General features: G+C 46.4%; 16 protein-coding genes. 14 read left to right on the top strand and 2 right to left on the bottom strand.

Annotated elements, in window-relative coordinates; translation table 11 throughout:
- Nucleotides 1–338: 338 nt before the first annotated feature.
- The 5 genes from ABIC22_RS00805 to ABIC22_RS00785 all read left to right on the top strand — a co-directional run bounded on the left by ABIC22_RS00805 (nucleotide 339) and on the right by ABIC22_RS00785 (nucleotide 5,880).
- Nucleotides 339–1,379, top strand: a complete 1,041-nt coding sequence (locus ABIC22_RS00805; protein WP_095288334.1) for a BMP family lipoprotein — start codon at nucleotides 339–341, stop codon at nucleotides 1,377–1,379.
- A 343-nt stretch (nucleotides 1,380–1,722) separates the two neighbouring features.
- Nucleotides 1,723–3,261, top strand: coding sequence for an ABC transporter ATP-binding protein (locus ABIC22_RS00800; RefSeq protein WP_127539467.1), 1,539 nt, complete (start codon nucleotides 1,723–1,725; stop codon nucleotides 3,259–3,261).
- On the top strand, nucleotides 3,254–4,333 hold the full coding sequence (locus ABIC22_RS00795; RefSeq protein ID WP_110821115.1) for an ABC transporter permease: 1,080 nt from the start codon (nucleotides 3,254–3,256) through the stop codon (nucleotides 4,331–4,333). Before ABIC22_RS00800 ends, ABIC22_RS00795 begins: the two co-directional genes overlap by 8 nt.
- Nucleotides 4,334–5,296 (top strand): ABC transporter permease, encoded by a 963-nt coding sequence (locus ABIC22_RS00790; protein WP_127539344.1) that lies wholly within the window; start codon nucleotides 4,334–4,336, stop codon nucleotides 5,294–5,296.
- Nucleotides 5,297–5,505: 209 nt separating this feature from the next.
- Nucleotides 5,506–5,880, top strand: a complete 375-nt coding sequence (locus tag ABIC22_RS00785; RefSeq protein WP_127539345.1) for a hypothetical protein — start codon at nucleotides 5,506–5,508, stop codon at nucleotides 5,878–5,880.
- Nucleotides 5,881–5,886: 6 nt separating this feature from the next.
- Here the strand turns inward: ABIC22_RS00785 and ABIC22_RS00780 are convergent, their stop codons facing one another.
- Nucleotides 5,887–6,330, bottom strand: a complete 444-nt coding sequence (locus ABIC22_RS00780; RefSeq protein ID WP_371859982.1) for a GNAT family N-acetyltransferase — start codon at nucleotides 6,328–6,330, stop codon at nucleotides 5,887–5,889.
- Nucleotides 6,331–6,931: 601 nt separating this feature from the next.
- On the opposite strand from ABIC22_RS00780, the gene ilvB reads away from it, so the two are divergent.
- The 4 genes from ilvB (at nucleotide 6,932) to ABIC22_RS00760 (ending at nucleotide 12,303) form a co-directional block, all read left to right on the top strand.
- Entirely contained in the window at nucleotides 6,932–8,683 is a 1,752-nt protein-coding gene (gene ilvB / locus ABIC22_RS00775; protein WP_095288329.1) for a biosynthetic-type acetolactate synthase large subunit, read from the top strand.
- Nucleotides 8,680–9,162: an acetolactate synthase small subunit gene (gene ilvN / locus ABIC22_RS00770; RefSeq protein WP_095288328.1), complete on the top strand. Its 483-nt coding sequence runs from the start codon at nucleotides 8,680–8,682 to the stop codon at nucleotides 9,160–9,162. The genes ilvB and ilvN overlap by 4 nt, the downstream gene beginning before the upstream one ends.
- 301 nt (nucleotides 9,163–9,463) lie before the next feature.
- The gene (gene ilvC / locus ABIC22_RS00765; protein ID WP_095288327.1) at nucleotides 9,464–10,456 is read left to right on the top strand and encodes a ketol-acid reductoisomerase; all 993 of its coding nucleotides are present in this window, start codon (nucleotides 9,464–9,466) and stop codon (nucleotides 10,454–10,456) included.
- 305 nt (nucleotides 10,457–10,761) lie between these two features.
- Nucleotides 10,762–12,303 (top strand): 2-isopropylmalate synthase, encoded by a 1,542-nt coding sequence (locus tag ABIC22_RS00760; RefSeq protein WP_354477188.1) that lies wholly within the window; start codon nucleotides 10,762–10,764, stop codon nucleotides 12,301–12,303.
- 163 nt (nucleotides 12,304–12,466) lie between these two features.
- On the opposite strand, the gene ABIC22_RS00755 is transcribed toward ABIC22_RS00760, so the two are convergent.
- On the bottom strand, nucleotides 12,467–13,447 hold the full coding sequence (locus ABIC22_RS00755) for an aldo/keto reductase (protein WP_354477185.1): 981 nt from the start codon (nucleotides 13,445–13,447) through the stop codon (nucleotides 12,467–12,469).
- Nucleotides 13,448–13,662: 215 nt separating this feature from the next.
- Between ABIC22_RS00755 and leuB the strand changes: the two genes are divergently transcribed.
- The 5 genes from leuB to ABIC22_RS00730 all read left to right on the top strand — a co-directional run bounded on the left by leuB (nucleotide 13,663) and on the right by ABIC22_RS00730 (nucleotide 19,016).
- The gene (leuB, locus tag ABIC22_RS00750) at nucleotides 13,663–14,748 is read left to right on the top strand and encodes a 3-isopropylmalate dehydrogenase (protein WP_095288324.1); all 1,086 of its coding nucleotides are present in this window, start codon (nucleotides 13,663–13,665) and stop codon (nucleotides 14,746–14,748) included.
- Between the two features lie 287 nt (nucleotides 14,749–15,035).
- Nucleotides 15,036–15,575 carry a peroxiredoxin gene (locus ABIC22_RS00745; RefSeq protein ID WP_062320195.1) on the top strand — a complete coding sequence of 180 codons (540 nt, stop codon included), beginning with the start codon at nucleotides 15,036–15,038 and terminating at the stop codon, nucleotides 15,573–15,575.
- Nucleotides 15,576–15,937: 362 nt separating this feature from the next.
- Complete coding sequence (locus tag ABIC22_RS00740) at nucleotides 15,938–16,354, top strand: hypothetical protein (protein ID WP_024628323.1); 417 nt, start codon at nucleotides 15,938–15,940, stop codon at nucleotides 16,352–16,354.
- Nucleotides 16,355–16,819: 465 nt separating this feature from the next.
- Entirely contained in the window at nucleotides 16,820–17,923 is a 1,104-nt protein-coding gene (locus tag ABIC22_RS00735; protein WP_354477181.1) for an ATP-binding protein, read from the top strand.
- A 124-nt stretch (nucleotides 17,924–18,047) separates the two neighbouring features.
- The gene (locus ABIC22_RS00730; protein WP_127539351.1) at nucleotides 18,048–19,016 is read left to right on the top strand and encodes an AAA family ATPase; all 969 of its coding nucleotides are present in this window, start codon (nucleotides 18,048–18,050) and stop codon (nucleotides 19,014–19,016) included.
- Nucleotide 19,017: the final 1 nt, after the last annotated feature.

The raw sequence follows: 19,017 nt of genomic DNA, 5'->3' as shown, positions 1-19,017 counted from the left end.
ACATCACATCGTTGTAACGTTATCGTGTTAAACTGCTAAAATTTTAAGCGTTTTCAACAATAAAAGTCTAAAAATATGTGATTTTTAGTCATGAAACATCTGGATTTTAACACTGGTTAAATGTATAATCACCTCTAGTAGGCTAGTCCTAAACTTTTCTCTCCTAGTCATAATGTTCGGTTTTTCGGCAGATGATCCGATAAAGATAAGGTGTGAATGTGCTCTTTATGTCGAAGAAACCATACATTCCGCATAAAAGTCATATCAGACATCTGTTCATCGTTCAATATCGACCTGGGTAGGAATTAGGTATATATCATTAAGGGGGAACAAGAGAAATGAAAAAGATGCTCAGCTTGTCTTTGGTCATGTTGCTGGCAGTATCGGTAATGCTCGCAGGTTGCGGAAGCAAACCGAAGGAAGAAACAAATGCTGGTGGAACAACAGGTGGCGAATCCACTGAAGCGAAATCCGATTTGCAGATCGGTATGGTTACTGACGTAGGTGGCGTTAACGACAAATCCTTTAACCAATCCGCTTGGGAAGCACTGCAAGCAACTGAAACTGAAACAGGTACAGCAGTTAAATACCTGCAAAGTAAATCCGATGAAGAGTACATTCCTAACCTGAACGAATTCGTTAAAGGTGGATATGACCTGACTTGGGGTATCGGATTCCAATTGGCTGACGCAATCAAAACGGTTGCTGACCAAAACCCTGAATCCAAACTGGCGATCATCGACAGTGTTGTAGATTCTCCTAACGTTAAATCCGTTACATTTGCTGAAGAGCAAGGTTCCTTCCTGGTTGGCGTTGTTGCCGGTCTGACTACAAAAACGAACAAAATCGGTTTTGTTGGCGGTATGGACAGCCCACTGATCAAGAAATTTGAAGTTGGTTTCAGAGAAGGCGTTAAAGCAGTTAACCCTGATGCTGAATTGATCTCCAACTATACAGGCGCATTTGACAAACCAGACCTTGGTAAAGCAGCTGCAGCTACAATCTACAACCAAGGCGCAGACATCATTTTCCACTCTTCCGGTGCTACAGGTAACGGTGTGTTCAACGAAGCAATTGCCCGCAAAAAACAAGGACAAGATGTTTGGGTAATCGGTGTGGATAAAGACCAATCTCTGGAGTTCGGTGATGATGTTACACTGACTTCCATGATCAAAAAAGTTGACGAAGCAGTTAAGAAAGTAAACCAAGAAGTTATCGACGGCACATTTGCTGGCGGTTCTGAAAACCTGACTCTGAAAGAGAACGGTGTAGGTATTGCTGATACTTCTACAAAAAATGTTTCTGCTGACATCCTTGCTAAAGTTGACGAATACAAAGAAAAAATCATCAGCGGCGAAATCAAAGTACCTACAGAGTAATTGCTTCGCCCTTTAATTGAATAATCACGAGGCCGGTCATGACCGGCCTTATGATTGTCAAGACAGGAAAATTTGCTCAAGGCATCATAACATTTGTACCTAGTTAACAAGATGCTGCTGGAATCCTTCCAAATGCAGAATCAATGTTTTAGCAATAACGCTCCGGAAGGAGCTTTTCTTAAGATTATGGAATGTATACATTTCAGCTGTGCTGGATGGATTCGATAATCTCAAGAGAAGGAAAGTGACCGCAATAAAAGCGGTTTTTTCCCTTGAACATACGTCGATAGACGTTTTTCTTACGTTTGCGGAACCAAACTATATCAGTTATAAGGGTGATTACATGGGTGCAGCAACCCCCGTCGTTGAGTTAAAACAAATCACGAAGCGTTTTCCAGGCATTGTTGCCAACGACGCTATCAGCCTTCAGCTTCGTAAAGGCGAGATCCATGCTCTACTGGGCGAAAACGGCGCTGGTAAGTCAACGTTGATGAATATTGTATTTGGTCTCTATCAGCCAGATGAAGGTTCCATTGAAGTGAATGGCAAGCCTGTCATGATCGATAGCCCGAACAAAGCCATCGAGCTTGGGATCGGCATGGTGCATCAGCACTTTAAGCTTGTTCAGCCGTTCACGGTAACAGAGAACATTATTTTGGGATCTGAACCAACAAAAGGTCTCAATATTAACTATAAAAAAGCGGCTGCTGAAGTGCAGCGTTTATCCGAGCAATATGGACTCAAAGTGAATCCGCACGCCAAAATCCATGATATCTCTGTCGGTATGCAGCAGCGCGTTGAAATCGTAAAAACATTGTACCGCGGCGCTGATATCCTGATCTTTGATGAACCAACGGCAGTTCTGACTCCTCAGGAGATCAAAGAACTGATGGTCATCATGAAAAAGCTCGTTGCTGAAGGCAAATCCATTATCCTGATCACACATAAGTTAAAAGAAATTATGGAGATCTCGGATACGGTCACGATTATTCGCCGAGGGAAAGTCATCGATTCTGTAAAGACATCGGAAACCAATCCTAATGAGCTTGCCGAAAAGATGGTTGGTCGTAATGTCACGTTTAAAGTGGATAAAAAGCCGGCAACGCCTGGTGCAAACGTCCTTGAAGTCAGCAAATTGACTGCCAAAAACAAAGAGGGAATTTCTGTTCTGAATGAACTGAATCTGAATGTTCGTGCAGGCGAAATTCTGGGCATCGCAGGTGTTGATGGTAACGGACAGAGTGAACTTATTGAAGCCTTGACTGGATTGCGCAAGGTGGATAGCGGTTCGATCCGTTTGCAAGGAAAAGAATTGTCCAACCATTCACCGCGTCATATTTCGGAATCGGGAGTAGGTCATATTCCGGAAGACCGACATAAGCACGGATTGGTTTTGGATTTCTCTGTCAGTGAAAATATCGTTCTGGAATCTTACTATAAATCTCCGTATACGCGCAGAGGCTTCCTGAATTTCGATGCAATCAAAAAGCAGGCGAAGCGTCTGGTTGAGGCATTTGACGTCCGGACTCCTAGCATTGAAACCAAAGCACGTTCCCTTTCAGGGGGGAACCAGCAAAAGGCGATCATCGCGAGGGAAGTCGATAAGAACCCGGAGCTGCTTATTGCCGCTCAGCCAACACGTGGTTTGGACGTAGGTGCTATTGAGTTTGTCCAGAAACAGTTGATTGCTCAGCGTGACCAAGGAAAAGCGGTATTGCTGATTTCCTTCGAGCTCGATGAAATTATTAACGTTTCGGACCGCATTGCTGTCATTTATGAAGGCCAGATCGTCGGTGAAGTGTTGCCGGAAGAAACGAATGACAGGGAGCTCGGCTTGATGATGGCGGGTAGCACCCAAAAGAGAGGTACTGTACATGAGTAAAGTATTGAAATGGTTTACCCGTGATTCCTTTATTCTGCCTATCGTTGCGATCCTTATGGGATTGATTCTTGGCGGTATCGTTATGCTTATTGGGGGATACAACCCAATTGAGGCATATGGCGCTTTATTTAAGAAAGTCTTTGGTGACATGTACAACTTCGGAGAAGCAGTACGTGAGATGACTCCGCTCATTATGACGGGTCTCGCGTTTGCATTTGCGTCCCGTGCAGGACTGTTTAATATCGGCGGGGAAGGACAATTTCTCGTTGGTATGACTGCAGCTACATTTGTCGGGGTTAAATTCGCAGGTCTTCCGATCTACATTCATGCTCCACTGGCACTGATTGCCGGCGCGGTATTCGGCGGTCTCTGGGCAGCGATTGCCGGTTATCTGAAGGCCGCTCGAGGCGTAAATGAAGTTATCAGCAGTATCATGCTGAACTGGATCGGTCTCTATCTGGCCAATTTGATTGTACGACAGTTTTTGCTGCTTCAAGGGGAAAACCGTTCGGTAGATATCAGTGAGTCTGCTTCGATCAGTTTGACCTGGTTATCCGAACTCATGGGCAACTCCCGTGTCCACCTGGGTACATTGATTGCCCTGGTTATGGCTGTGCTCTTTTATATCTATATGTGGAAAACAAAACAAGGGTATGAAATTCGTGCTGTAGGTTATAACCCGAATGCGGCTGAATATGCAGGGATGCATGTTAATCGCAACATCGTAAAAGCCATGTTCATCAGTGGTATGCTTGCGGGACTTGGTGGAGCTTTCCAGGTACTGGGCGTATTCCAGTATCAAACAGTCATGTCGGGATCTCCAGGGACAGGTTTTGACGGGATTGCCGTTGCCTTGATTGGTTTGAACCATCCGTTTGGTGTGCTTCTGGGAGCGTTGTTGTTCGGTACGCTTACCTATGGATCTGCGGGTATGAGCTTTGCTGCAGATGTACCGCCAGAGATTATTCGGATTGTAATCGGTTCGATTATCTTCTTCATTGCGGCACAAGGCATCGTGCGCTGGGTACTTAAACCGTTCTATTCCAAGCGCAAGAAAGAGAAGGTGTTGTAGATGGACTTGTTGACAATTGGGCAAATTATCAATACGACGCTTGTCTTTGCTACGGCATTGATTTTTGCTTCCCTTGGAGGGATATTCTCTGAAAAATCTGGTGTAACCAACCTGGGACTTGAAGGTTTTATGGTCTTTGGCGCGTTTGCAGCCGGGATTGGGGCGCACTATGCCCAAGAAGCAGGAATGGGTGGAACAACGTCTGCCTGGATGGGTGTATTGGTTGCCGTTGCATTGGGTGTACTCGTATCCCTGATTCACGCTGTTGCGTCAATTACGTTTAAAGCTGACCAGATTATCAGTGGTATCGTCATTAACTTCCTGGCAGCAGGAAGTACGCTATACTTGGTTAAGTTGTTGTTTGAAGGATCCGGGGACTCACCTTTGGTGCAGGGCTTCAATAAATTTGATGTTCCACTTTTGAAGGATATTCCTTTGATTGGAGAAGCGTTGTTCAAGAACGTTTATCCGACAACATACCTGGCGATTATTCTAGTATTCCTGACGTATTACGTTCTGTTCAAAACGCCATTTGGACTCCGCCTGCGCTCTGTGGGTGAACACCCGAGTGCGGCTGATACTGTAGGTGTTAAAGTACGTCGCTATCGTTATGTGGGCGTAATGATCAGTGGTGCCCTTGCGGCTGTTGGTGGTGCTGCGATCACACTGACTACAACAGGCACCTTCTCGCATAATACGGTCTCTGGTCAAGGATACATTGCGATCGCAGCGATGATTTTTGGTAAATGGAATCCAATCGGAGCATTTGGTGCTGCTGTATTTTTCGGGTTTTCACAAGCAATTCGAAACTATGTGCAGCTGTTCGAATGGTCTCAAAGTATTCCCCAGGAAATTATTTATATGCTGCCATACCTGCTCACGATTATTGTTCTTATCGCGGCAGTCGGACGTTCGTCAGCTCCGTCTGCACTCGGTGAACCGTATGATCCGGGGAAAAGGTAGACGCAAGCAATTCATTAAACGATATAATAAGTTTTATCAGAGAAAGGGCCCGCTTTTGTGCGGGCTCTTTTTTGTTATGCAAATAGCAATTCATACGTTTTCACTGTGTCAGGGTAGAGACCCATATTTTCAATTAGGGACAAAGAAACAGGCGAAGCAAGTGATGGACGAATACACTGTTTTGAATGATCCGAGGAGGAGGGGAAAGTATGAAACAACATGTTACGCGTCGTGAAGCGTTGAAATTCGTGGGCAAAAATATCGTTGCGGTGAAAAAAGACGGCACTCGGGTTACGGGGAAGCTGTTGAAAGTATCCGGCAATAAATTAGTGCTAAAGCGTGTGAATGGCAAAAAAGTGCGCACAAAAGCCATTCTTCCACTGGTTTTGTTTGATTTGCTTGCAATCGCCACATTGCCTTACGCTTACGGCCCGGGACCGGGCTATGGGGGTCCTGGATATGGAGGTCCTGGATATGGACCAGGCTACGGACCTGGACCAAAACCCGGCCCCGGATATGGACCAGGCTATGGTCCGGGACCCGGGTTCGGACCGTATGGGCCGCGTCCACCAGGATTTTTCTAGGAGAACCTAAATACTCTTTTCCATTTCGTAACAGCGGCTTATCATAATATAACGAACGGTACTATATCCATTTTTTTGATAGAACTGCAGCCCTTTTGTATTGCCTTCGTCGACCATTACTTTGGATCTTTTGCAGCCTCGTGATGCGGCGAAGTTTTCGGCTTTTTGCAGCAAAGTCTGACCGTACCTTTTACGCTGTTCCTTTGTAGCAACTGCCATCATATCGACATATAACAACTCGCCGTGCATAAGAAAATGTATAAATGCTACAGCTTCTTTGTTCGGGTCCGGTGAGACAACAAAGGTCATGCCCCTGTTCATACGCAGGGGTATGTCTTTGCGTATTTTGTTGATTTCATTGGTACTCATATGGGATAGAGGAACAAGTTGGGAGTCAATTAAACTCATGATGGCGCCATCATCCAGCCTCGAATTGCGTTGCCGAATCACCATGCTGATCCTCCTTTCAAGACTAGTCGTGCTGCTCGTATATCCTATGCCTGGAGCAAGATAAAAGGTGACTGAATGAAGTGGAGGGAATAGGGTAACGTTAAGTAGCGTAGTAGCGAGATAAAGGGCGTTTAAAAATTTTATCCAAATCAGGTATTGACTTATCGGTTGGAGGAATCATATAATGTTCCTAACATTTAACGAGAATATTTAATCGGCTATGAAGAGGACGAAGTTTTAAGGGCTCTTTTGCTCAGAGAGTGGCTGGATCTGCTGAAACCACCACCATAATCCCTTATATACGAGCTCACCTCGGAGCTGTTTTCCTGAAAAGCATTGGATGTCACTCCACTCGCGTATTAGGGGAAATCGTATGTCTGCGTTACAGACAACAGGTATGGAAGACGGCTATGTCCGTTTGACCTATCGTTTTTTGTACCTGGTAAGGTCCGTTATTGCGAAATTTCGGACAAAGTTGGGTGGTACCACGGAAGCAACAACCTTTCGTCCCTCGCAAGCATTAACTTGTTTGCAGGGATGAAAGGTTTTTTTTGTAACTTCAAATGTCAGAATGATGTAAATTCCGAGAGGAGGATGACTGATGGGAGCTCAAATTCCAGAAGTACGATCAACAGATGAATTACGTGAAAAATGGATGAAGCCGGAGGTCATTAGCGGTTCTGAGATTCTGCTAAGAAGCTTGTTGCTGGAAGGTGTCGAGTGCGTATTCGGTTATCCGGGCGGAGCGGTGTTGTACATTTACGACGCGATGTACGGTTTCGAGGACTTCAAGCATGTACTGACTCGGCATGAACAAGGTGCGATTCACGCAGCAGACGGATATGCACGTGCGAGCGGCAAAGTTGGTGTTTGTATCGCAACCTCCGGTCCGGGAGCAACGAATCTTGTAACCGGAATTGCAACGGCATATATGGATTCCGTACCGCTCGTAGTCATTACGGGGAACGTTATTTCCAGCCTGATTGGTTCGGATGCTTTCCAGGAAGCGGATATCACCGGTATTACAATGCCAATTACCAAACACAGCTATCTGGTAAAAGACGTTAAAGATTTGCCGCGTGTCATTCATGAAGCATTCCATATTGCTAATACAGGACGTAAAGGTCCGGTGTTAATCGACATTCCGAAGGATGTTTCTGCCAACAAAACCTTGTTTGAACCGATTACTGAACCAGTGACGCTGAGAGGCTACAACCCTCGGACAGTGCCAAACAAACTTCAGGTTGATCGACTGGCTCAAGCCATTCAGGAAGCAGAGCGTCCGATGATCCTTGCAGGTGGCGGAGTCGTTTACTCCGGTGGACACGAAGCACTGTTCGAATTTGTTGAGAAAACAGGCATTCCAATCACAACGACACTTCTTGGACTTGGTGCTTTCCCAAGCGGACACGAACTTTGGACCGGAATGCCGGGTATGCACGGAACATACACGTCCAACCAGGCGATTCAACAAGCGGATCTGTTGATCAACATCGGAGCTCGCTTTGATGATCGGGTTACAGGTAAACTGGACGGTTTTGCACCACATGCCAAAATCGTGCACATCGATATTGATCCGGCTGAAATTGGCAAGAACATTGCGACGGATATCCCGATCGTTGGGGATGTGAAGACGGTACTCGAAATAGCCAACAAGGAAGTGCAGCGTGCCGAGCGTGCGGATGCCTGGAGAGACCAGATCAAGCAGTGGAAGCAAGAGAAACCATACAGCTACACGGATTCCGAAGACGAGTTGAAACCACAATGGGTAGTTGAGTTGTTGAATGATACAACTAAAGGTGAGGCGATCGTGACTACTGACGTTGGTCAGCATCAGATGTGGGCGGCGCAGTACTACAAGTTCAATCAACCTCGCTCATGGGTAACCTCCGGCGGACTCGGAACAATGGGCTTTGGATTCCCTTCGGCAATTGGTGCACAGATGGCGAATCCGGACAGACTGGTCATCTCCATTAATGGCGATGGCGGAATGCAGATGTGTTCACAAGAACTGGCAATCTGCGCGATCAACAATATCCCGGTCAAGATTGTCATCATTAACAACCAGGTGCTTGGAATGGTTCGCCAGTGGCAGGAGATCATCTACGAGAACCGTTACAGTCACATCGATCTGGCAGGCAGCCCGGATTTTGTAAAACTGGCTGAAGCATATGGTGTAAAAGGACTGCGTGCCACGAACAAGGAAGAAGCTGAACGGGCATGGCAGGAAGCACTGGATACACCTGGACCGGTCGTTGTAGAATTTGTTGTTCGCAAAGAAGAAAATGTATATCCAATGGTTCCGCAAGGAGCAACAATTGATCAAATGCTGATGGGGGATGCTGAGGAATGATTAGACATACGATTTCGATTTTGGTCAACGATCAGCCTGGCGTCCTGCAGCGGGTATCGGGGTTGTTCGGTCGACGTGGGTTCAACATTGAGAGCATTACGGTAGGTCAGTCGGAAGAAGCGGGCTTGTCCCGTATGGTCATTGTCACTATTGGTGACGACAAAACGCTGGAGCAGATTGAGAAACAGCTCTATAAAATCATTGACGTAATCAAAGTGGTGGATTTCAGCCTCAAGCCGATGGTTGCCCGTGAACTCGCTTTGATTAAAGTAAAAGCAGAACCTTCCGAACGCCCTGAAATCATGGGAGTGGTCGAAACGTTCCGTGCATCGGTTGTGGATATTGGTCCAAGTAGTCTGATGGTTCAGGTTGTTGGAGATACCGACAAAATCGACGCCATGATCGAGCTGCTTAAGCCGTATGGCATTCGCGAACTCTCGCGGACTGGAGTAACTGCACTGGTACGTGGAAACGTATAATTGCCAATAGATCTAAATCTATGGTCTAATATGCATATCGGGTAAGCAACGAAGGATACGAGAAGAAGCAGTACAACAGACTGCAGGTGATCCTTGAATGACATCGTGATCCTGCATCTGCTGCAATTCAACATTTTAGTGATGTAACGCTTGAAAAGAGAGCTACACCCCCGCATTAAAGGGCGGGTGTCTGAACGGATCGGATCAGACCTGATTTGCTGGAACAGCCAGCATGCCGGTCCCTTGAGACACCCGCTCATTAATGAAGGGTTCTTTACAATACAAAGGAGGACTTATAAACATGCCAGTAACTACTTATTATGAACAGGATGCAGAGCTTAGCGTATTGAAAGGAAAAACGATTGCCGTAATTGGTTACGGTAGCCAGGGCCACGCCCAAGCACAAAACTTGCGTGATAGCGGTTTGAATGTAGTCATCGGACTTCGTGAAGGTAAATCGTTTGACACTGCAAAAAATGACGGATTTGAAGTATTGTCTCCAGCTGAAGCAACTAGCCGTGCAGATGTGGTTCAAATCTTGCTCCCTGACGAAACGCAAGCTTCTGTATACAAAAACGAAATCGAACCTAACCTGAAAAAAGGCGCAGCATTGCTCTTCTCCCACGGTTTCAACGTTCATTTCGGTCAAATCGTTGCTCCAAAAGACAGCGATGTTCTGCTGGTAGCTCCTAAGTCCCCTGGCCACATGGTACGTCGTACCTACGTGGAAGGATTCGGTGTACCGGGCCTGATCGCGATCGAGCAAGATGCAACAGGTAAAGCAAAAGACATCGGTCTTGCATATGCAAAAGGTATTGGCTGCACACGTGCAGGCGTTATCGAAACATCCTTCCGCGAAGAAACAGAAACAGACCTGTTCGGTGAGCAAGCGGTTCTGTGTGGCGGTGTAAGTGCCCTGGTAAAAGCTGGTTTCGAAACGTTGACTGAAGCTGGTTATGCTCCTGAAATGGCGTACTTCGAGTGTCTGCACGAATTGAAACTGATCGTTGACCTGATGTATGAAGGCGGACTTGCAAGCATGCGTGATTCCATCAGTAACACAGCCGAGTACGGTGACTATGTAACTGGACCTCGCGTTGTAACTGAAGATACGAAGAAAGCGATGAAAGAAGTCCTTTCCGATATCCAACAAGGTAAATTTGCACGTGACTTCATCCTGGAAAACCAATCCGGTCGTGCGTTCCTGACAGCAACTCGTCGCAACGAAGCTGAACACCCAATCGAAGTGGTTGGCGGACAATTGCGTGAAATGATGCACTGGATCAAGAAGTAAGCATTTGCACTTAGAGGTTGTTCAAAAAGTCCTCAATTGATCACGAAGTAGCCCACGAAGCGAACTCGACATCGAATCTTGCGTTCACCTTCGGAGTCCGGTGCTCATGTAGGTTTGCCTACACTCCGCTCCTCCTCCTTCAGGTTCTCGTAACCTTCTCGGTGCTGAATCGTTGACTTTTTGAACATGCACTTATAAGATAAGCAATTTTACAGCTTTAACCGGAAATAGCGGCCGTGCTTATGCGTGTGCCGCTATTGCTGGTTTAGAGGCAAACATACATTACAGTCTAGGAGGTGCGAGGCGTGCGTAAAATCTATGTATTCGACACAACGCTGCGTGATGGAGAACAATCCCCGGGAGTCAATTTGAACACTCGTGAAAAGGTGGAAATTGCCCATCAGCTCGAGCGGCTTGGGATTGACCGGATGGAAGCCGGTTTTCCGGCAGCATCTCCAGGCGATCTGGCAGCGGTAAATGCAGTAGCGAAAGCGGTTAAAAATATTACGGTTATCGGCTTGTCCCGCTCCAGAGAGCAGGATATTGACGCGGTTAGAGAAGCGCTGAAAGGTGCACAGGACCCGTGCATTCACGTATTTTTGGCAACTTCACCGATTCACCGCCAACATAAATTGCGCATGGACAAAGCGCAAGTGCTGGATACGGCTCGTTCTGCCATTCGTTATGCGAAGAAGTCATTTTCCAAAATTGAGTTCTCTCTTGAAGATGCAGGCCGTACCGAATATGATTTTCTCGTTGAAATGGTGAACATGGCCGTAGAGGAAGGTGCTTCGGTAGTTAACATTCCGGATACAGTAGGTTATCTGAGTCCTTATGAGTACGGTAACATTTTCAAGCATCTCAAAGAGAATGTTCATGGTATTGAAAAAGTGCAGCTGAGTGCACATTGTCACAATGACCTGGGTATGGCAACTGCCAATACACTGGCTGCCATTCTGAATGGTGCAGATCAGATCGAAGGTACGATTAACGGAATCGGTGAGCGTGCAGGAAATACGGCGATCGAAGAGATTGCCATGGCACTGGAGACACGTCAGGAATTCTTCCAGGCAAAAACTTCTCTGCAGCTTTCGGAAATTGCACGTACCAGCCGGCTTGTTAGCCGTTTGACAGGAATGGTTGTTCCAGGAAACAAAGCCATTGTTGGTGCGAACGCCTTCGCACATGAATCCGGTATTCATCAGGATGGCATGCTGAAAGAAAAAACAACGTACGAGATCATGACGCCAGAGACAATCGGTCTGAAGGAAAGCAAGCTCGTACTGGGTAAACACTCTGGACGCCACGCATTCCGTGAGCGCTTGATTGAGCTGGGTTATGAACTGGATGAAGAAGCACTGAATCGTGCTTTTGCCCAATTCAAAGATCTGGCGGACAAGAAAAAAGAAGTCACTGATGAGGATTTGCTCGCGGTGATCGAAGAGAAATTGCAGGATGCACCTGAGATGTACAAACTGGAATCCATCTTCGTGACGTATGGGGATGAATCGACTCCGACAGCCAAAGTCCGTATCGCCACGCTTGACGGTAACACCGTTGAACAGCAAGCGGAAGGTAATGGTTCCGTTGATGCCATTTACAATGCGATTGACAAGGTGAGCGGGGAAGAAGTTACGCTGTCTGACTACTCCATCAAGTCGGTTACACATGGTAAAGATGCACTCGGTGAAGTGCATGTTGTATTGACACAGAACCAGGTTTCCGTTCAGGGACGCGGTGTAAGCACCGATATTTTGGGTGCAAGTGCACGTGCTTATGTGGATGGCCTGAACCAACTGATTGAGAAACGTAAAACATACACCAACCGTGTCAACGTGAATCTGTAAACAGACGCAGCAAGCATCCAATGCACTCGAACTGCACTGCAGTTTGTTGAGCAAGCTAAAAAAGTCTGACCCTAGGAATGGACCTAAGGTCAGACTTTTTGCTATAGCTTGAATGTTATGTTTATCAATTAGGACGGATCTAGAAAATTGCAACTAGAGCAGATTACCAGGCATACGCGTTGGGGGCATGTCCACCCGGACCCGGGAATATCTCATCAAGACGTTTAAGCACCGCTTCATCCAATGTGACTTCAAGATATTTAAGTGCAGTTTCGAACTGCTCCAGCGTACGGGGACCGATGATTGGTGCGGTCACTGCCGGATTGGCTGCAACCCAAGCCAAAGCGATCGTATCCTGTGGTTCACCAAGATCGCGGCACAGTGCTGCAAATTCTTCAAGCTGGGTTTTATGATGTTCAATGCGTTCCGCGATGCCGCCGCTGCGTGTGCCTTCCAGCTTCTGAAGTGCATTGCGACCCAGCAAGCCACCATCAAGTGGGCTCCATGGAATCACGCCAAGGCCCAGCTCTTTGGCTGCAGGCAGCACTTCGAGTTCAGGCAAACGACAGTTAAGACTGTATTTATGCTGCTCGGACACCAAACCGAGGAAATGGCGGTTTTTGGCTTCGCTTTGAGCAATGGCAATCTGCCATGCAGCGAAGTTGCTTGATCCGACATAACCAATTTTGCCTTGATAGACAGCATTTTCGAATGCCCCCCATAGCTCGTCCCAGGAAACCGCCGGGTCCACGTGGTGCATTTGATACAGCTCTACATGGTCTGTCTGCAAGCGGCGAAGGGAGCCTTCCAGATGACGTCTGATTTTATAGGCAGAGAGACCGGCATCGTTGTTGGGACCATCCGTTTCATCATGCATGGAACCATACACCTTGGTCGCAAGCACCACTTTTTCACGTCTGCCTCCACCCTGGCTGAACCAGCGACCGATTATTTCTTCGGTAAGGCCGGAATTTTCACCCCAACCATAAATGTTAGCGGTATCAAAAAAGTTAACGCCAGCATCGAGTGCTGCATCCATGATACGGAATGCTTCTTTTTCATCTGTAGCAGGTCCAAAATTCATGGTGCCGAGACAAATCCGGCTTACTTTAAGACCTGATTTTCCCAAGTACGTGTATTGCATGGTTTGCAATCCCTCCTGAGTTACCTGAATTTGACTTCACGTATTATTTTACTCCAGTCTGACGAGCAGAACAACAGACATGAAATCTCTTATAGGTAAAATCTATTAAAGTCATAGATTGTATATCTTGGTCAAATGACCACTGAATATGATACAAAAGAGAGAGTTAAATATGACACGTTCGATTGAGAATGAATGAAGGAGTTGGACAACCCATGACAGACGTAAAAAAAATTGCAGTCATCGCAGGTGACGGTATCGGTCCGGAAGTTGTAGCGGAAGCAGAGAGAGTACTTAAACGCACGGAGGAAGTATTCGGTTATCGTTTTGAAACCGAGCACGCACTGTTTGGCGGAATTGCGATCGATGAAAAAGGCACGCCTCTTCCAGAGGAAACACTCACCGTATGCAAAAGTGCGGATGCCGTATTGCTCGGAGCCGTTGGCGGTCCGAAATGGGACAACAACAGCAAGGAACTCCGTCCGGAAACGGGCTTGCTGGGAATTCGTAAAGCGCTCGGATTGTTCTCCAACTTGCGCCCGGCCGTTGTGTTTGACTGCCTGAAGGATGCATCCACATTGAAACCGGAAGTACTGGAAGGCACGGACCTGATGGTGGTTCGGGAGCTGACCGGAGGCATTTACTTTGGTGAAAAATTCAGACGTGAAGGCTCACAGGGGCAAGAAGCTGTGGATACCTGTGTATATAATGTAACTGAAGTGGAGCGGATTGTTCGTCAAGCATTCGAAATTGCTCAAGGACGCCGCAAAAAACTCGCTTCTGTGGATAAAGCCAATGTACTGGAGACATCCAGACTCTGGCGTGAAGTGGTTAACCGGGTAGCCCCGGAATATCCGGATGTTGAAGTGGAGCACGTTCTTGTTGACAACTGTGCGATGCAGCTGCTGCGTCGTCCAGCCAGCTTCGACGTCATCGTAACGGAAAATATGTTCGGAGATATCTTGAGTGATGAAGCAGCAATGCTGACAGGTTCAATCGGTATGCTGGCCTCTGCATCACTGGGCGAAGGCAGCTTCGGGCTGTACGAGCCGGTTCACGGTTCGGCGCCGGATATCGCTGGTCAAGGATTGGCCAATCCAATTGCTACGATTCTGTCGGTTGCACTTATGTTCCGTACAACCTTTGGTTACGCTGAAGGTGCGGATGCCATTGAAGCTGCTGTAGCGGAAGTGCTGAATGCAGGACACCGTACAAGTGATATTGCTGTAGATAAGAGCAAAGCCATCAGTACTACGGAAATGGGCGATCTGATCGTTGCAGCGATCCGTAAACAGGCATAGTTCAGACATCATGATCGGGCAGCCCTTAGCTTTCCAATAGGAGAGATTGAGGGCTGTTCCTTTATATGTTGGGCTTTAGATGTTGGCACGAAAATTTCTTATTTATAATTATTATAAAAAAATAACGTTTATAATCTTGACTTTGAGAAGTCCGGATGATAACATTTTACTTGTACTTGTTATCAAGTATGAAACCATTTTAATAACAGGAAAAGCTTTCGCGCTTTTCTTGATGATGAGCAATCCATATGGATGCTTACATAATCCCAAAGGAGGAATTTTTAGTTATGGCAGAACGTTTGGTTGGTAGACCAGCACCGGATTTCGCAATGGAAACAGTATCGGGAGACGGACAAGATTTTGGTTCCGTTAAATTGTCCGATTACCGTGGCAAATGGCTCGTATTCTTCTTTTATCCTTTGGACTTCACATTTGTGTGCCCAACTGAAATTACAGCTTTGAGCGATGCTTCCGAGCAATTCAAAGCTTTGGATACTGAAATTCTTGGCGTGAGCGTTGACTCCGTACACAGCCACAAAGCTTGGATCAATACACCTAAAGACAGCAATGGCTTGGGTCAATTGAACTTCCCACTGGCTTCCGACATCACGAAGCAAGTGGCTAAAGATTACGGCGTTCTGATCGAAGAAGAAGGCGTTGCATTGCGCGGTCTGTTCATCATCGATCCAGAAGGCGAATTGAAATACCAAGTGGTTAACCACAACGATGTAGGCCGCAGTGTTGAAGAAACACTTCGCGTACTGCAAGCACTGCAATCCGGCGGATTGTGTGCAATGAACTGGAAACCAGGCGACAGCAACCTGTAAGTCTGATTAACTTGAACGTTTGTGGTTCAAGCCCTCATCCCCTTCGGGATTGAGGGCTTTTTGCACCCTTTTTCCCAAATATTATTTGGAAGTTGGATTAGGGTGTTTAGACAGGGCAAGAAACGTGTTAATGAAGTATTATAGGAATGAGAGGTTTTTACATCTCCCGAAAGAGGAATTGAAGGCCTTTGAGGCGAATAGGGTATGGAAACCCCGTAAATATTTTCGGGCCATCACCATGATAATATGGTAATGAATGAGATACACTGATGGAACAACTTCTTTTTCAGAAAAGCTGCAGGTGCTAGGGAGACCATTTCTAAATATAAGGTCCCGGCACGTAATAAGGAGGGTGAACAAAAATGAGTTACTGTTGTGGGGCAAGTATGGTGGGAACAAAGGGCACGCTGAAGCATTACCGCACCCAGGTTCATAATGTTCCCCTGCTGTTTTGTCCGGTATGCCACCGGGTGGAAGTGCATTACAAAGTGGAAAATGAATATGAAATTTTGGCTGAATATGCGCATGGCGACGGAGCTTCCGAGATTGATTTTCAGGATTACGTGACGGAGGATGAGGATGCAATCTTCGAAAATTGCGTCAACCGCGAGAGCGAGGATGCGATGGTCATTGTTCAGCGACAAATTGACATGTCACTTGATCTCCTGAGACTAGCCAAGGAAATGAAGGATGAGAAGTGGGAGAGCGAACTCAAACGCCGATTAGCCGTAATGAGCCAGCGCAGACTTAAAATTCAGCACAATAAAAGCGGACTATAGATTAATTTGAATGCTATGCTATAAATTGTTATGTAATCATTTGGATATGAACGAAGCTGATTCGCGATATATGCGAAAAGGCTTCGTTTTTGTGTTTTTAAAATCGGGTATTTCGAGGTTTTTCTTAAAATAATTTCCATTCGACACTTTCTCTGATTGACTCTCTTCTATAAACTTGTCTATGATAAAAACAGACTTGCAAAAGAGGCGGAGCAAATGAAATGTTCGTGTTTGGGAATAGGAGAAGGTTTTGAATGGAACAAACCACATATATTATTTTCCGGATCAATTGTTGGTTACCGGGAATAGACCAGCTAAGGTTCCGGACGTGCCATCCATATTTTCGGCTCAGCCCCCCAACGAAAGGGCACCGGTAATGAAAAATAAATCGGCCCTTCCTGTTTCTGTGATGATATGATGTCCGAATGGCAAGTTTATCATTTACGTGAAAAGGAGGAACCTGTCATGATTAGTGAATTTCAGGATACAGTGCCTCACCCAACGAACAGTTTCCCGCCTGTACATCTGGATTACAACAAATATGAAAATGTTCTGGAGCATTTGGATAGTGGTATTATGTTGTTTGACAGCAACGGTGTATTGACGTTTATTAACGTTCAAATGGCAAAATTGTTGGAGCTTCCCCGAAGTCTGTTGAGCGGCTGCACCCTGATGCAAATGCTGCATCATCCACAGATGAGCCGATTCAAGAAAAAGAAAATTTTACGTATCTACCGGGAGACCATCTTCCACCGTAAGCGCTATCATGAACTGATTGATGAGTATGGCAGACACTGGCTGGTCACAGTAACCTACGGAGATCAGATGGATGGAGATTTTTTGTTCAGTGTCAAGGACGTATCGGATTATAAACAAATAGAACAGACTGCTTATCAGAATGACAAGCTTGCCATGCTGGGACGCATTTCAGCATCCATCGCGCATGAAATTCGCAATCCTTTGACAGCGATCCGCGGGTTTATACAGCTGCTGCGCCCACATTTGCTGCAATTGGGGAAAGATGAATACGCCAGGATCATATTGACGGAGATTGACAGGGCGAACGATATTATTTATGAATTCCTGAATTCCTCCAAACCGTCAGCACCGCAGAAGACCATTATATCGGTGGATTCCTTACTCAAAGAGGTCGTCTTACTGACGGAAAGCGAAGGCTTGATGAAAGGGTGCGAGATTACCCTAGATGAAGCAGACTCGCCGATGAACGTCTCCATTGATGTTAAACAGATTAAGCAGGTTATTCTGAATATGGTGAAAAATGCAATGGATGCCATCGAGGGCGTAGGCGAGGAGCATACAGGTCTCATACGGATCTCCACTGAAACCGAGAACAGGTATGTGCAGATTTCCATTACGGATAACGGTCAGGGTATGGACCACAACACGCTTGTACGTCTGTTTGATCCATTTTTCACGACTAAAGAGAGCGGGACAGGACTGGGTCTTTCGGTAAGTTATCGCATCATCAAAAACCACGGGGGCACAATCTCGGTTGATAGTAAAAAGGGTGAAGGAACCCGGTTTATAATTATGCTCCCATTAGTGTAATACGGCAAAATGAGAAGGAATCGGCATGTTGGCCGATTCCTTTTGTTTTTTTTTGGAAGCATTATGGGTTATAGTTAGAATGAATGCGGATACATACTCATAGCTTGCGAAAGGAAGGTGCATGATGAATATTCAGGAAATGGAACAGATGAATAAAAATCTGACGAATCATGTGGGACAGGTTATTGTAGGCAAGGAGCAAACCATAGAACTGATCATGACCGCAGTTATCGCTTCAGGACATGTATTGCTTGAGGACGTACCAGGTACAGGAAAAACACTGCTGGCCAAATCGGTAGCTTCATCTTTGGATTGTACGTTTCAACGCATACAATTCACCCCGGACTTGCTGCCGTCTGATCTGACGGGGATTCATTTCTACAATCAAAAGTCTGGTGATTTCGAATTCAGAGCCGGTCCGTTGTTTGCGAACCTTGTGCTGGCCGACGAGATCAATCGTGCTACACCGCGAACCCAATCGAGCTTGCTGGAATGCATGGAAGAGCGTCAGATCAGTATTGATGGTTCAACGAGACAGCTGGAACGTCCATTCATCGTAATAGCAACCCAGAACCCGATTGATAATCAGGGGACCTTTCCGCTGCCTGAGGCACAAATGGATCGATTCATGATGAAAATTCGCATGGGTTATCCAAGCAGTGATGAAAGTGTAGAGATTCTGAGAAGGACTATAGCCGGTCGTTCTGTTAACGATCTTACATCCATATTAAGTCGTGAGCAGCTTCTTGAGGCGCAGCGTACATACCAGTCCGTCCAGGTCGAAGAAGACCTGCTTAAATACATGATTCGTCTTACAGAAGAGACACGCAGACATCCTGAGCTTTCGCTTGGTGTTAGTCCAAGGGGAGCGCAAGCCTTACTGAAGGCGTGTCAGGCATGGGCCGCATTGCATGGCAGGGATTACGTTCTACCAGATGACATCAAGATTCTGGCTGAACCTGTACTGGCTCACCGACTTGTATTCCGTAACAGGGTGAGGCAACAGGAAGGCGCTGCGGAGCGGATCATTCATGGGATTCTGACCCAGGCAGAGGTGCCAACGGAGAGCATTGGCACCGGCAGTGGACGGTAAT

This window comes from Paenibacillus sp. PvP094, assembly GCF_040546835.1.
In the GTDB taxonomy this organism is placed as follows: domain Bacteria; phylum Bacillota; class Bacilli; order Paenibacillales; family Paenibacillaceae; genus Paenibacillus; species Paenibacillus illinoisensis.
The sequence above is the reverse complement of the archived record's forward strand: the minus strand, read 5'-3'. Positions and strand labels throughout refer to the sequence as shown.